The sequence below is a fragment of the Kocuria carniphila genome (assembly GCF_004136555.1).
In the GTDB taxonomy this organism is placed as follows: Bacteria; Actinomycetota; Actinomycetes; order Actinomycetales; family Micrococcaceae; genus Kocuria; species Kocuria carniphila.
Genome location: NZ_NOIT01000020.1, coordinates 1 through 14,052 on the forward strand (window position 1 = coordinate 1; position 14,052 = coordinate 14,052).

The window sequence follows — 14,052 nt, forward strand, 5'->3', positions numbered from 1 at the left end:
CACCCCAGGGAACTACGCGGACATTCTTACGTGAGGCACCCGCTCCCGTTCCCGGACCTTTTAGCTGAGTCTCGTCGGCTCCTTGTCTGTCCGAACAGAACCATTAGACTGTGAGCTACATCACCACAATGACCTAGGAGATTCACACCATGACGGTCTACCAACAACCCGGTAAAGACGGCGCCAAGGTCACGTTCAAGCCCCGCTACGAGCACTTCATCGGCGGCGATTGGGTCGCGCCCGTGAAGGGTCAGTATTTCGAAGACATCACGCCCATCACGGGTCAGCCGTTCACCGAGGTGGGTCGCGGCACGGCCGAAGACATCGAGGCCGCGCTGGACGCCGCCTGGGCCGCAGCGCCGTCGTGGAATGCCACGTCACCGGCCGAACGTGCGCTCATGCTGAACAAAATCGCGGACCGCATGGAGGAGAACCTCGAAGCCATTGCCGTCGCGGAGACGTGGGACAACGGCAAGCCGGTGCGCGAGAGCCTCAACGCGGACATTCCGCTCGCGATCGACCACTTCCGCTATTTCGCGGGCGCTATCCGCGCGCAAGAGGGACACCTCTCCCAGCTGGACGTGGACACGGTGGCGTACCACTACCACGAGCCTCTGGGCGTGGTCGGTCAGATCATTCCCTGGAACTTCCCGATCCTGATGGCCGTGTGGAAGCTCGCCCCGGCACTCGCGGCCGGCAACTGCGTGGTGCTCAAGCCCGCCGAGCAGACCCCGGCGTCCATCCTGGTGCTCATGGACCTCATCAAGGATCTGATCCCGGACGGTGTGGTCAACATCGTCAACGGCTTTGGCGTGGAGTGCGGTAAGCCTCTGGCCTCCAATAAGCGCATCCGCAAGATCGCATTCACCGGTGAAACCACCACGGGCCGCCTGATCATGCAGTACGCGTCCGAGAACATCATTCCGGTGACCCTGGAGTTGGGCGGCAAGTCCCCCAACATCTTCTTCGAGGACGTTGCCGCTGCGAAGGACGGGTTCTACGACAAGGCCCTGGAGGGCTTTGCGTTCTTCGCGCTCAATCAGGGTGAGGTCTGCACGTGCCCGTCCCGTGCGCTGATCCAGGAGTCGATCTACGGCCAGTTCCTGGCGGACGGCATCGACCGCGTGTCCAGGATCAAGGCGGGCAATCCGCTGGACACGGACACCATGATCGGCGCGCAGGCTTCGACCGACCAGCTGGAGAAGATCCTCTCCTACCTGGACATCGGCAAGAAGGAGGGCGCCAAGGTGCTGATCGGCGGCGAGCGTGCCGAGCTCGACGGCGATCTGGGCGGCGGTTTCTACGTCCAGCCCACCGTGTTCGAGGGCACCAACGACATGCGCATCTTCCAGGAGGAAATCTTCGGACCGGTGCTGTCGGTGGCCAAGTTCAGCGACTACGACCAGGCGATCAGCGTTGCCAATGACACGCTGTACGGACTGGGCGCCGGCGTGTGGGCGCGTAGCGGCAACATCGCCTACCGCGCGGGCCGTGCCATTCAGGCGGGTCGCGTGTGGGTGAACCAGTACCACAGCTATCCGGCACACTCTGCGTTCGGTGGTTACAAGTCCTCGGGCATCGGCCGCGAGAACCACCTGATGATGTTGGACCACTACCAGCAGACCAAGAACCTGCTCGTGTCCTACACCGAGACCCCGCAGGGCTTCTTCTAAACCCTGAGCGAAAGGTAGTGAGGTGCCATGAGCGCACAACCTTTTGAACCGCAAGACCTGGGCGGTCTTGAGTACCACGTGGTGCTCGAGACCGCCCCGGTGGTGCCCGGCGACACCACCTCTCGGGTGGGCTTCACCGGGCCCGCCGTGGCCTTGCTGCAGGAACTATGGGACCAACACGGACCGCTCATGTTCCACCAATCGGGCGGCTGCTGCGACGGTTCATCCCCCATGTGCTTTCCCGCCGGAGAATTCCGAACGGGAGCTGCGGATGCGCTGCTGGGGGTTGCCCAGTTGCCGTCTCCGTCCGGTGGGGAGCTGGGCCCTTTGGAGTTCTGGATCTCGACCGAACAATTCGAGGTGTGGCGTCACACGCGCTTGATCATCGATGCGATTCCGGGTCGGGGCGGGGGGTTTTCCCTGGAAGCGCCCACGGGCAAAAGGTTTCTCACGCGCAGCGAACTCTGCATCGTGCCGCCGGTCGAGTCAGGCCCGTAAGAACGCAACACGCACCCTGTAGGTCAACAACCGCGAGGCCACCTTTCACCCGCCGGCCCTGGGTCATCCACGCGCTTCATGAGAAGTTCATGCGGGAGCACGCGGGGATTACTTTGTGTCCCCTGATACATCGCGCCAGCCTTGCACGACTGGCCACGGTATTCTCCGCATGCTCCCACATCCCCCGTGAACCGGCGGTGTAGGCCTTGTTTCGCCTCCCCGGGAATGAAACATCAACCACCGCCGGGTGACCCCGAGGGAGGACGCCAAGTGCGCACTCAATCCGTCATCGCTGGGGTTACTCAAAAGTAACCTATTAGCCGTGACGTGTCAATGATGTCAACAGAAAATAGTTGACAAGGATTTCCGGACGGATCTGGGCGGTGGCTGCGCTCCCGCATGCGTCACCGCCTTTGGGTCTTCGTCGTTCGACTCGTATATTGAAACCCATGCGTCCTGTTCTCATTCTGGCCTCGCAGTCTCCTGCGCGCGCATCCCTGCTGACGCGCGCACACCTTCCGTACGAGACCGTGGTCTCGCACGTGGACGAGGACGCCGCACTCGCCGAGCACGGGCCATTGAGCCCCTCGGACACGGCACTGCTGCTGGCGCGAGCCAAGGCGGAAGCCGTGGCGAGTCTGGAGATTGCCGAGGGCCGTGTGGTTCTGGGGTGCGACTCGGTCTTCGAACTCGACGGCGAGAGCTACGGCAAGCCCTACACTGCGGATGTGGCGGTGGAGCGCATCACCGCCATGAGCGGACGGAAAGGCACCCTGCACACCGGCCATTGGCTCGTGGATCGCCGCAACGGTGAAAGCCACGGAGAGGGTGCCATCAGCTCTGCGGACGTCTACTTCTCGGAAATGTCCCGCGAAGAAATCACGAACTACGTGGCCACCGGGGAACCCCTGCAGGTCGCCGGCTCGTTCACGCTGGACGGCCGCGGCTCTGTGTTCATCGAGCGGGTGGACGGGGACCCTAATGCGGTGATTGGTTTAAGCATCTCCACGCTGCGTGACCTCTTGGCCGCCCGCCACGTCAGCCCGAGTCACTGGTGGCGGCCAACACCACAGCCCACCACGTCATGATTTGTAGAAGATCTACAGTTCAGCCCGCATCCGAGCGTTCGCTTAGGTGATCTCCAGTACGGGGCACTAATCTTCTGGAGAGTATCGACAAGGAGCTATTCACGTGACAACCACCTCCACGGAGCAGCAGGCCTCCACCGACATGCGCCCCATCACCAAGGTCTTGGTGGCCAACCGCGGTGAAATCGCGGTGCGCGTCATCCGCGCCGCACGCGACGAAGGCATCACCTCCGTGGCGGTTTACGCGGACACCGACCGGGACGCGATGCACGTTCGCATGGCGGACGAGGCCTACGCACTGGGCGGCACCACCGCCGCGGATTCCTACCTGGTGATCGACAAGATTCTCGACGCCGCCGCTCGCGCCGGTGCTGACGCGGTTCACCCCGGTTACGGCTTCCTTTCCGAGAACGCGGACTTCGCGATGGCCGTGATCAACGCCGGGATGACGTGGATCGGCCCTCCCCCGGCGGCGATTTCCAAGCTGGGTGACAAGGTGGCCGCCCGCCACATCGCCGAGAAGGTCAACGCTCCCCAGGTTCCGGGTACCGCCGATCCGGTGTCCTCCGCGGACGAGGTGCTGGCCTTCGCCGATGAGCACGGCCTGCCGATCGCTATCAAGGCTGCCTTCGGTGGCGGTGGCCGCGGTATCAAGGTGGTCCGCGAACGCGATGCCATCCCCGAACTCTTCGACTCCGCCGTGCGTGAGGCCACCGCGGCCTTCGGCCGCGGCGAGTGCTTCGTCGAGCGCTTCCTGGACGCCCCGCGCCACGTGGAAACCCAGTGCCTCGCTGACGGCCACGGCAATGTAGTGGTCGTCTCGACTCGCGACTGCTCACTGCAGCGCCGCAACCAGAAGCTGGTGGAAGAAGCGCCTGCGCCGTTCCTCTCGGAGGAACAGAACGCACGTCTGTACGAGGCTTCCAAAGCCATCCTCAAGGAAGCCCAGTACCAGGGCGCCGGAACCTGCGAGTTCCTGGTCGGCCAGGACGGCACCATTTCCTTCCTCGAGGTCAACACGCGCTTGCAGGTCGAGCACCCGGTCTCCGAAGAGGTCACCGGTCTGGATCTGGTCCGCGAGCAGTTCCGCATCGCCCGCGGTGAAGAGCTCGGCTATGACGACCCGCAGGTGCGAGGCCACAGCTTCGAGTTCCGCATCAACGGCGAGGATGCCGGCCGCAACTTCATGCCCGCGCCGGGAACTCTGGCCAAGTTCACCCTGCCCACCGGCCCCGGCGTACGCGTGGACACCGGCGTTGAGGCCGGCGAGACCATCGGCGGCAGCTTCGACTCGATGCTCGCCAAGCTGATCGTCACCGGCGCCACCCGCGAGCAGGCACTGCAGCGCTCGCGCCGCGCCCTGGACGAGCTGTTGATCGAGGGCATGCCCACGGTGGTCCCGTTCCACCGCGCGGTGGTTTCCGACGCCGCCTTCGCACCCGAGAGCGGCGCCCCCTTCTCGGTGCACACCCGCTGGATCGAGACGGAATTCAACAACGAGATCGAGCCCTTCGAAGCACCGTTCGAACCCTCCTCCGAGGAACCCGAGCGTCAGTCCGTGGTGGTCGAGGTGGGCGGCAAGCGCCTGGAAGTCACCCTGCCTCAGTTGCCCGGCACAGCACGCGTCGGTGGCAATGGCGGTCCCCCGCCCAAGCGCAAGGCCCGCGCCAACCGCGGCGGCTCCGCAGCGGCTCGCGGTGCCTCGGGAGATTCACTGACCTCGCCCATGCAGGGCACCATCGTGAAGATCGCTGTGGACAACGGTGACACGGTCTCCGAGGGTGACTTGATCGTGGTGCTCGAGGCCATGAAGATGGAACAGCCCCTGACCGCGCACAAGTCCGGCGTGATCAAGGACTTGACGGTTTCCCAGGGCGATACGGTTTCGGCCGGCACGGTTCTGGCGAACATCGCCGACTGACGCTTCAGCTGATCAGCACCAGTCAGTGAGAACGGCGGCTCCCTTTACAGGGGGCCGCCGTTCTGACTGAGAGGAACCTCCCTGCGTGAGTGGCGACGAAGCCAGCCAGCCAGTGTCAATGCCAATCTCATATTTTGGACACTCGAATTCACAGTGTGGAACAACGGGTCTAGCGTGTACATATTCAAACCCCTTCCCATCTGAGGATTCACCATGTCTACAACCGTGACTGAACCGGGTTCCCACGGGCCCGAATCGGATAAGTCACTCGCGGAGCGCGTTCCACGTTCGCGCGTGATCGTCGCGTCCCTGGCCGGCACCACCATCGAGTTCTACGACTTCTACGTCTACGCGACCGCCGCCGTGGCCGTGTTTCCCGCCCTGTTCTTCACCGGTGAGGACGAGACCACCAAGCTTCTGGCGTCCATGGCCACGTTCGCTGCCGCGTTCTTCGGCCGTCCCATCGGTTCCGTGATCTTCGGTCACTACGGCGACCGGATCGGCCGTAAGGCCACCCTGATCGGCGCGTTGCTGACCATGGGTATCGCGACGTTCTTAATTGGTCTGCTGCCCACCTACTACTCCATTGGTATCTGGGCTCCCCTGATCCTGACCATCCTGCGCTTCTGCCAGGGCCTGGGTCTGGGCGGCGAATGGTCCGGCGCATCCCTGCTGGCCACCGAGTACGCGGAAGAGGGCAAGCGCGCCCGCGCGGCCATGTGGCCCCAGCTGGGTGCACCGTTCGGTTTCATCCTGGCCAACGGTTTCTTCCTGATCCTGACCATCGTGATGCAGTTCGGAACCGCCGAGCATCACGCCGTGGGCGACCACCCGTTCCTCGTGTGGGGCTGGCGTATTCCGTTCATCGCTTCCGTGGTGATGGTGCTGCTGGGTCTGTGGGTCCGCATCAAGCTCGAGGAGACCCCGGTCTTCAAGAAGGCCGAACAGCAGGGTGAGAAGGTCAAGGCACCCGTGACCGAGGTGTTCAAGACCTCGTGGGTCCAGATCATCCAGGGCACCTTCATCATGCTGGCCACCTATGTGCTGTTCTACCTGATGACCGCGTGGGTGCTGTCCTTCGGCATCGGCTCCCCGGACGCCGGCGGCTTGGGTATCGAGTACCGCGACTTCCTGATCATCCAGCTGTTGGCGGTGCTGTTGTTCGCCATCACCGTACCGATCTCCGGTTGGCTCGCGGACAAGTACGGCCGCCGTTCCTCGCAGCTCGTCATCACCTCCGCGATCGTGGTGTTCGGTCTGTGCTTCGGCCTGATCATGGACCCCTCGCTCGTGGGCACCGGTGAGAACGTCTCGATGGGCCGCGTGCTGTTCTTCCTCGCGGTCGGCATGACACTGATGGGCCTGACCTTCGGCTCGATGTCCGCCATCCTGCCCGAGCTGTTCCCCACCAACGTGCGCTACACCGGCTCCGGTATCGCGTACAACGTGGCTTCCATCCTGGGCGCAGCCATCACCCCGTACATCGCGGTGATCCTGAACGCGAACTTCGGCGTGGGCTCGGTGGGCATGTACTTGTCCTTCGCCGCGGTCGTCACCCTGATCGCCCTCTGGTTCTCCCCTGAGACCAAGAACGTGGACATGTACACCGTGGGTCGCAAGGTCGTGAAGTAACGCACCTTCCGCTCCATCGTCCATGACGTACGACGCCGCCCCGGTGACCTTTCGTGTGAAAGGTCGCCGGGGCGGCGTCGTCAGTTTGTGAATCAGTGGTGCACGTGCAACCGGCGAGCGGCCTCCGAAATGGAGCCGGACAGCGACGGGTACACGGCAAAGGTATCCGCGAGATCGTCCACACTAAGGTTGTGCGTGACGGCCAGGGCGATCGGGTAGATCAGCTCGGACGCTCGCGGACCCACGACTACGCCACCCATCACGGTGCCGGTGCCGCGGCGGGCGAAAATCTTCACGAAACCGTCGTCCACGGCCATCATCTTGGCGCGCGGGTTGGTGCTCAGCTGAAGCGCGGCGTATTCGATCACGGACGGATCGGACTTGGCGTCCTTCTGACCCACGCCCACGGATGCAATCTCCGGGGAGGTGAAAATGTTGGATGCAACCTGGTCGGTGCGTAGCGGACGAACGGCGTCCCCCAGCTGGTGGGCCACGGCAATGCGGCCCTGCATCGCGGCCACGGATGCCAGCGGCAGCACACCGGTGCAGTCGCCAGCGGCATAAATACCGGGCACGGTGGTCCGGGAGACCGCGTCCACCACGATGTGACCGGATTTGTTCGTGACCACGCCAACCTCTTCGAGGCCAAGATCTGTGGTGTGCGGGATGGAGCCCACGGCCAGCAGGCAGTGGGAACCCTGGACCTTGCGGCCGTCGGCGAGGGTGACCAGAACGCCGTCGCCGGTGTTTTCCACGGAATCCGCGCGCGAGCGGGACAGCACGGTCAAACCGCGGCGCTCGAACACGTTCTCCAGAACCGCCGCCGCGTCCGAGTCCTCACCCGGCAGGACCTGGTCGCGGGAGGAAATCAGGGTGACGTCCGAGCCCAGCCCGTTGTAGGCGGACGCGAACTCCGCGCCGGTGACACCGGAACCCACCACAATGAGCTTCTCCGGGATCTCCCGCATCTGGTAGACCTGTTTCCAATTGAAGATCCGCTCACCATCAGGCTTGGCGGTGTCCAACTCGCGAGGGTAAGCACCCACGGCCAGCAGCACGAACTGGGCTTCCAGGTCGTATTCGAGCCCTTCATCGGTCTCCACGTGCACGGTGTTCGAGCTGGTCAACCGACCGTGGCCCTTGACCAGGTGCACACCCTGGCGTTCCAGGCCGCGCTTGATGTCACGGGACTGCGTCGCCGCCAGGCGCAACAGGCGGGTATTGACCTTTTCCAGATCCACCGACAGTTGATTGATCTCATCACCGTCCCCAGAGCCACCCACGATGTGGACGCCCAGATCCTTGGCCTCCGCAAAGCGATTCATGGTGTCCGCGGAAGCAATCAGGGTTTTGGACGGGACCACGTCGGTCAGCACCGCTGAGCCACCCATGCCCTGTTGTTCGATCACGGTGACCTCTGCACCCAGGGACGAAGCAACCAGGGCCGCTTCATAACCGCCGGGGCCGCCACCAATGACTACGAGTTTCGGATTCGCAAATTCAGTCTGCACACTCACGTCCCCCATTGTTGCAGTAATTGAACGGGGAGTAACCGTGACCGGGACCTCGGTTCCGTGAAGGTTCGGTGCGGTGTCGTTTCAAGCACGTCACCGTGGCTACCCGTGCCTGCCCACGCGCTGCCGCTCCCCCGTACCGCGCGACTCTTGCACCGCGCGACCCTGTACCCCGGGTTCTCGCGCCACACGACCCTGTACCCCGGGTTCTCGCGCCACGCGACCCCGTACCCCGCGGTTCTTGCGCCACGCGACCCCGTACCCCGGGTTCTCGCGCCGCACGACCCTGTACCCCGCGGGCTCCCTACACCCGTGCACTCCGCACCTTTCCAGCTCCTTACACCCACGCACCCCTTGGACCCCGCGGCTCTCCGCCACCCGAGATCTGAGGCAGAGATCCGCACCATGAACATTTCAGGCAGAGGTCCGTAAGAAAACGAGGGTATGAGCAGCACATCTCGACCCCAGATGTTCGCGGTCCTTCCTGACTCGCCGATCTCTGCCTCAGATGTTCACGGACACCTCGAACTCGCGCATCTCTACCCCAGATGTTCGATACCGCCACACTGCCCGCTAATCTCTGCCGTAAATGTTCACGGGCACCTCGAACCCGCGGACCTCTGCCGGAGATGTTCACCACCGCCACGTTCCCCGCGGATCTCTGCCCCACATGTTCCCGGCGCACTGGGCGCACGCGGGGCGGTCCGGCTCCGGGGTGCACGCGCACTCTTGCCCGCCCCTGTTCTAGAGTGGGGCGCGTGACTGAGAATGCAACGGCTACCGCCGATCCCTTTGACATTGCCCGCCGTGCCGCTGACGCCATCCGTGAGCGCACCGGCGTGGAGAACCACCGCATCGCCCTGACCCTGGGTTCCGGGTGGGGTGAGGCCGCCGAGCTCATCGGTGAGACCGAGCACGAAATCCCGGCAACCGAGATCCCCGGATTCTCACGCCCCGCGCTGGAAGGCCACGTGGGTACCCTGCGCTCGATCAAGCTCGCCAACGGTCACTACGCCCTGGTGATTGGTGCGCGAACCCACTACTACGAAGGCAAGGGCGTGCGCGCCGTCGCCCACGGTGTGCGCACCGCAGCCGCCGCAGGTGCCGAAATCATGATCCTGACCAACGGTTGCGGCGGTCTGAACCCCGCGTGGCAGCCCGGCACCCCGGTGCTGATCAGCGACCATATCAACCTCACGGCCACGTCCCCGCTCGAGGGTGCAACGTTCGTGGACCTCACCGACCTCTACTCGTCTCGCCTCCGCGAGATCGCGCATGAGGTCGATCCGAGTCTGGACGAGGGCGTCTACGCCCAGTTCCCCGGCCCGCACTACGAGACTCCGGCCGAGGTGCAAATGGCCAAGGTCCTCGGTGCCGATCTGGTGGGCATGTCCACGGCCCTCGAAGCCATCGCCGCGCGTCACGCCGGCATGGAGGTCTTCGGCATGTCGCTGGTGACCAACCTCGCCGCCGGTATCAGTGAGACCGCGCTCTCCCACGAAGAAGTTATCGAGGCCGGCGCCGCCGCCGGTCCTCGCATCTCCCGCCTGCTCGCGGACATCGTGGCCAAGCTCTAGGGCTTCACGCTCTTGGACGACGTCGCTCCCCCGGCCACGCGGCCAAGGTCACCTCGAGCGTCGTCGTACTAGTAAACCGCCCGCGCAGCCTCCCCAGAAGGAGGTCGCGCGGGCGGCGTGCGTAGAAGAGGCGCGCGTCAGACCTGAATGTTCACGGCGCCGTCGTCGGCGATCTGGACCGGGTACACCGGGAGGGTGAAGTCCTGGCCCGTGAGGCACTCGCCGGTGCGCAAATCGTAGGTTTCCTTGTAGAGCGGCGAGGTGATGGAATCGTGCTCGCCGGTGCGGCCCACGATGCCGCGGGCCATGACCAGGGCGCCGGAGTTGGGGTCCTCATGGGCGAAAGCGAACACCTCGTCGCGCACGGTGCGCACCAGCGCGATCTGCTGACCATCGATCAGGGCGGCCTCGGCCCAGTCCTGCTCCAAATCCGACAGTGAGCACACGCGGTGCCAAGTGGCAGTGGCCATGGTTTCTGTACCTTCCGTGCTGGGTGCGGGGTTCGTTCGTGGACCCGGCTGACCGTGACGCAATCGACAAGATGCTCACTGCAACATCGCCTGCGTGCGACGGTCAACCGTGTTTCAATTAAAGCAGCATTTGCCGAGCAACATATTCGGCACCTGCGCAAACACTGTACGACCCCGGGGTTACCGGCCAACGTCACCGATCCCGGGGACTCCTACACCGAGAGGTCGTCAGCATGGGTCAGACCACCCCGCCCGTCACCGTCGAAACCAGCACCGGCAACGCTCCCGAACCGACGGCAACCGCCCCCGATGCGCGCAGGATCGTGGTGGTCGGCGGTGGACCGGCAGCGCACCGTTTCGTGACGAGCCTAGTGTCCCGCGGCCTGGGTGATGACACGGTCACCGTGCTCTCGGAGGAAAAGTACGTGCCGTACGACCGCGTGGGTCTGGAGAAGCTCTTCGGCGACACTTCCACGGACCTGACTCTGGCCAATGGCGAGATCTGGGAGCACCCGGGCGTGGAGCTGCACGTGGGTGAACGTGCGGCGGACATCGATCTGGATGAGCAGTGCATCATTTCGGTGAGCGGTCAGCGCTACCCGTATGACGAGTTGATCCTGGCAACCGGTTCCAATGCGGCGTCACTGAACATTCCTGGCGGTCAGAAGACCCACAAGTTCCGCACCGTGGATGACGTCAAGGGCATCGTGGCGGACATCGACCGACTGCAGGAGAAGCTGGGACGTGCCCCGCGCGGCGTCGTGGTGGGCGGCGGTCTGCTGGGCCTGGAAGCAGCGGCCGGCCTCAAGGAACTGGGCGCGGAAGCCACCATTCTGGACGTGGCCGAATGGCTGCTCAGCACCGAAATGGACCAGGGCGGCGGGCAGGCGGTCAACGCACTGATCGGCCAAGTGGGCATCGACGTCCACTGCTCCACCTTCATTTCCGGCGTCAACACGGACGGGGGCGAGGTCGTGTCGGTCTCCGTCAAGGACGGCGATGACATCCCGGCGGACCTCGTGATCCTCGCCGTGGGTATTCGTCCCCGCGAGGGTCTGGCCCGCCGCGCGGGATTCCACCTGGCCGACCGCGGCGGCGTGGTGGTCGACGAGCGCTGCGCCACCTCCGTGCCGCACGTGTGGGCCATCGGCGAGGTCGCCTCGATCCTGGGCCGCACGTGGGGTCTGGTGGCACCGGCCAACACCATGGCGGACGTGGTCGCCGAACAGCTCACCGGCGGCTCCAAGGTGGTCGAGTCCTTCGACACCGCGACCAAACTCAAGTTCTCGGGGATCGACGTCGCGAGCTTCGGTGATACCGGTGGCACCACTGAGGGCTGCCTGGAAATCGTCTACGCGGATCCCGCGCGAGGCCTGTACCAGAAGATCGTGACGTCCTCGGATGCCTCGGTCCTGTTGGGCGGCGTGTTCGTTGGCGACGCCGCTCCCTACGATTCCCTGCGCCCCCTCCTGGGCCGCGCGCTTCCGGGTGAACCCGGCGCTTACCTTTCCGCCGCCGGTTCCGAGGCACCGGACACCGAACTGCCCGACGACGCCATCCTGTGTTCCTGCAATGCCGTCTCGTTCGGCACCGTGCGCGAGGCCGTGCGCGATGGTAACCACGACGTTCCCGCGCTCAAGGGCTGCACCAACGCCGGCACCCAGTGCGGTTCGTGCGTACCCATGCTGCAGAAGACGCTGGGCCAGGAACTCGGCAAGCTGGGCCTCACCGTGTCCAAGTCGCTGTGCGAGCACTTCGAGATGTCCCGCGCAGAACTCTTCGAGGCCGTGCTGGTCACCGGCCTGGCCGACTTTCCCGCCGTACTCGAGCGCTTCGGCACGGGCGAAGACGGCTGTGCAGTGTGCAAGCCCACCGTGGCGTCCATCCTGCACTCGATCCGCCACGACTACGCCCTGGATTCCGGCCGCGGCACCCTGCAGGACACCAACGACCGGGCGCTGGCCAATATGCAGAAGGACGGTACGTACTCGGTGGTCCCCCGAATCCCCGGTGGCGAAATCACACCGGAAAAGCTGGCGGTCATCGCCCGCGTGGGCCAGGAGTTCAACCTCTACACCAAGCTCACTGCGGCCCAGCGCATCGGGCTGTTCGGTGCCCGCTTGGAACAGCTCCCCCTGATCTGGAAGCAGCTGGTGGACGCCGGCTTCGAGTCCGGTTCCGCGTACGGCAAGGCACTGCGCAACGTGAAGTCCTGCATTGGCAGCACGTGGTGCCGGTTCGGTGTGCAGGATTCGGTGGCCATGGGCATCGACCTGGAGAACCGGTACAAGGGGCTGCGCTCACCCCACAAGTTCAAATTCGGTGTCTCCGGTTGCGCTCGCGAGTGCGCGGAGGCACAGGCCAAGGACGTTGGTGTGGTGGCCACCACCGACGGGTGGAACCTGTTCTTGGCCGGCAACGGCGGCGCCAACCCGGTGCACGGTCGGCTGTTCGCGCAGGGTCTGGACGAGACAACCCTGATCACCTACATCGACCGTTTCCTGTTGTACTACATCCGGACTGCGGACAAGCTGCAGCGCACCGCCCGCTGGATGGAAGACCTGGACGAGCGATACAACGGTGACGGCATGGACCACCTGCGCTCCGTGATCATGGACGATTCCCTGGGGATCTGCGCAGATTTGGACCGTGCCATGGAAACCCACGTCAAGGAGTACCGGGATGAGTGGGCCGAGACCCTCAAGGACCCGGATCGCTTGCGACGATTCCGCCCGTTCGTCAACGAACCCGAGACCCAGGACAACGGTGCACGCATGTATGTTCTGGAGCGCGACCAGATTCGTCCGGCCACCGCGCAGGAAATTGCGGCGTCCGAATCCGGTGAAGGGCCGGTCTTGGTCACCGGGGCAAAAATTCCGGTGGGCGCACCCACCCCGTAACTGGCGGAATGTCAGCAACGGGGCGGTCAACCGTCTAGACTGGACAAAGAATTTATTTACCCCTCGCGGTTGCAGTCTGAAAGGGTGCACTCATGGTCAGAAGAGATGAAGCCTCCGTCAACGAGCAGGAGACTACTCGTCGCTCGGCCGAACGCGGAAGCCACGCCATCAAGCCCCGCACTTTCTCGGGTGAGGGCGAGACGATCAAGAGCTTGATCCTGCTTCTCGGCGGCATGATCACCATTGTGGCCAGCCTCTGGATGTTCGCCAGCTACCCCAACAGCTGGTGGATCTTCCTGCTGGGCATCCTCGCATACGGTCTCGCGTTGTTCGTGCCCACCACCATCACCTCCGGTGCAACGGCCAAACACTCCACCGGTGGCACCGAGCTCACGCTGGACCTGCCCGCCGGCCCGCACGAAATGGCCCAGCGCCCCAACGTGCCCAATGGGGCCCAGGTCAACCACTAAGTTTCACCGCAAAGAACCCCGTCACCGAAGTTCCGGTGGCGGGGTTCTTTCGTTGTGATCGCGGGTGCGGGCCTGTGGAGTGGACGCCAGGCCGACGACGGCGCGGCTAAGGGGCCGCTAGAGCCGAAAGGATCACCTCGAGGGGCGTGAGGACCTTCGCGGGACCCCACAGGGGCTCTACCGGTGCAGGAAACGTCTGGCCAGGCTCCCGCGGCGCACAGAATGCCACGGTCCGACGACGCCGCTCGGCTCGGTCCTCGGTCCAGTCCTCGAGACCGCTCTGTCCATTCCTCGGTACGGCTCGGCTCA

The 14,052-nt window shown here is 64.4% G+C and carries 10 protein-coding genes; 8 read left to right on the forward strand and 2 right to left on the reverse strand.

Going from position 1 to position 14,052, the window contains the following annotated elements:
- Positions 1-149 precede the first annotated feature (149 nt).
- The 5 genes from exaC to EWV37_RS13660 all read left to right on the forward strand — a co-directional run bounded on the left by exaC (position 150) and on the right by EWV37_RS13660 (position 6,812).
- The gene (gene exaC, locus EWV37_RS13640; protein WP_129702253.1) at positions 150-1,673 is read left to right on the forward strand and encodes an acetaldehyde dehydrogenase ExaC; all 1,524 of its coding nucleotides are present in this window, start codon (positions 150-152) and stop codon (positions 1,671-1,673) included.
- 27 nt (positions 1,674-1,700) lie between these two features.
- Positions 1,701-2,171: a DUF779 domain-containing protein gene (locus EWV37_RS13645; RefSeq protein WP_129702255.1), complete on the forward strand. Its 471-nt coding sequence runs from the start codon at positions 1,701-1,703 to the stop codon at positions 2,169-2,171.
- 449 nt (positions 2,172-2,620) lie between these two features.
- Positions 2,621-3,259 (forward strand): Maf family protein, encoded by a 639-nt coding sequence (locus tag EWV37_RS13650; protein WP_095796783.1) that lies wholly within the window; start codon positions 2,621-2,623, stop codon positions 3,257-3,259.
- Between the two features lie 142 nt (positions 3,260-3,401).
- Positions 3,402-5,180 carry an acetyl/propionyl/methylcrotonyl-CoA carboxylase subunit alpha gene (locus tag EWV37_RS13655; RefSeq protein WP_129702301.1) on the forward strand — a complete coding sequence of 593 codons (1,779 nt, stop codon included), beginning with the start codon at positions 3,402-3,404 and terminating at the stop codon, positions 5,178-5,180.
- Positions 5,181-5,393: 213 nt separating this feature from the next.
- Positions 5,394-6,812 (forward strand): MFS transporter, encoded by a 1,419-nt coding sequence (locus tag EWV37_RS13660; RefSeq protein ID WP_095796784.1) that lies wholly within the window; start codon positions 5,394-5,396, stop codon positions 6,810-6,812.
- A gap of 92 nt (positions 6,813-6,904) precedes the next feature.
- On the opposite strand, the gene EWV37_RS13665 is transcribed toward EWV37_RS13660, so the two are convergent.
- On the reverse strand, positions 6,905-8,338 hold the full coding sequence (locus tag EWV37_RS13665; protein ID WP_095796785.1) for an NAD(P)H-quinone dehydrogenase: 1,434 nt from the start codon (positions 8,336-8,338) through the stop codon (positions 6,905-6,907).
- Between the two features lie 746 nt (positions 8,339-9,084).
- Here EWV37_RS13665 and EWV37_RS13670 point away from each other — a divergent pair.
- Positions 9,085-9,903, forward strand: coding sequence for a purine-nucleoside phosphorylase (locus EWV37_RS13670; RefSeq protein WP_129702257.1), 819 nt, complete (start codon positions 9,085-9,087; stop codon positions 9,901-9,903).
- Positions 9,904-10,040: 137 nt separating this feature from the next.
- On the opposite strand, the gene nirD is transcribed toward EWV37_RS13670, so the two are convergent.
- Positions 10,041-10,373 carry a nitrite reductase small subunit NirD gene (gene nirD / locus EWV37_RS13675; RefSeq protein ID WP_095796788.1) on the reverse strand — a complete coding sequence of 111 codons (333 nt, stop codon included), beginning with the start codon at positions 10,371-10,373 and terminating at the stop codon, positions 10,041-10,043.
- Between the two features lie 233 nt (positions 10,374-10,606).
- Between nirD and nirB the strand changes: the two genes are divergently transcribed.
- Together nirB and EWV37_RS13685 are read left to right on the forward strand one after the other, a co-directional pair.
- Positions 10,607-13,273, forward strand: coding sequence for a nitrite reductase large subunit NirB (gene nirB, locus EWV37_RS13680; protein ID WP_129702259.1), 2,667 nt, complete (start codon positions 10,607-10,609; stop codon positions 13,271-13,273).
- A gap of 92 nt (positions 13,274-13,365) precedes the next feature.
- Positions 13,366-13,743: a hypothetical protein gene (locus tag EWV37_RS13685; protein WP_095796790.1), complete on the forward strand. Its 378-nt coding sequence runs from the start codon at positions 13,366-13,368 to the stop codon at positions 13,741-13,743.
- Positions 13,744-14,052: the final 309 nt, after the last annotated feature.

What these genes read in the sequence shown, in the direction of transcription:
- nirB (WP_129702259.1), top strand. Translation starts at nt 10,607, where the DNA reads ATGGGTCAGACCACCCCGCCCGTCACCGTCGAAACCAGCACCGGCAAC.
- nirD (WP_095796788.1), bottom strand. Translation starts at nt 10,373, where the DNA reads ATGGCCACTGCCACTTGGCACCGCGTGTGCTCACTGTCGGATTTGGAG.
- exaC (WP_129702253.1), top strand. Translation starts at nt 150, where the DNA reads ATGACGGTCTACCAACAACCCGGTAAAGACGGCGCCAAGGTCACGTTC.
- EWV37_RS13645 (WP_129702255.1), top strand. Translation starts at nt 1,701, where the DNA reads ATGAGCGCACAACCTTTTGAACCGCAAGACCTGGGCGGTCTTGAGTAC.
- EWV37_RS13665 (WP_095796785.1), bottom strand. Translation starts at nt 8,338, where the DNA reads ATGGGGGACGTGAGTGTGCAGACTGAATTTGCGAATCCGAAACTCGTA.
- EWV37_RS13660 (WP_095796784.1), top strand. Translation starts at nt 5,394, where the DNA reads ATGTCTACAACCGTGACTGAACCGGGTTCCCACGGGCCCGAATCGGAT.
- EWV37_RS13650 (WP_095796783.1), top strand. Translation starts at nt 2,621, where the DNA reads ATGCGTCCTGTTCTCATTCTGGCCTCGCAGTCTCCTGCGCGCGCATCC.
- EWV37_RS13655 (WP_129702301.1), top strand. Translation starts at nt 3,402, where the DNA reads ATGCGCCCCATCACCAAGGTCTTGGTGGCCAACCGCGGTGAAATCGCG.
- EWV37_RS13685 (WP_095796790.1), top strand. Translation starts at nt 13,366, where the DNA reads ATGGTCAGAAGAGATGAAGCCTCCGTCAACGAGCAGGAGACTACTCGT.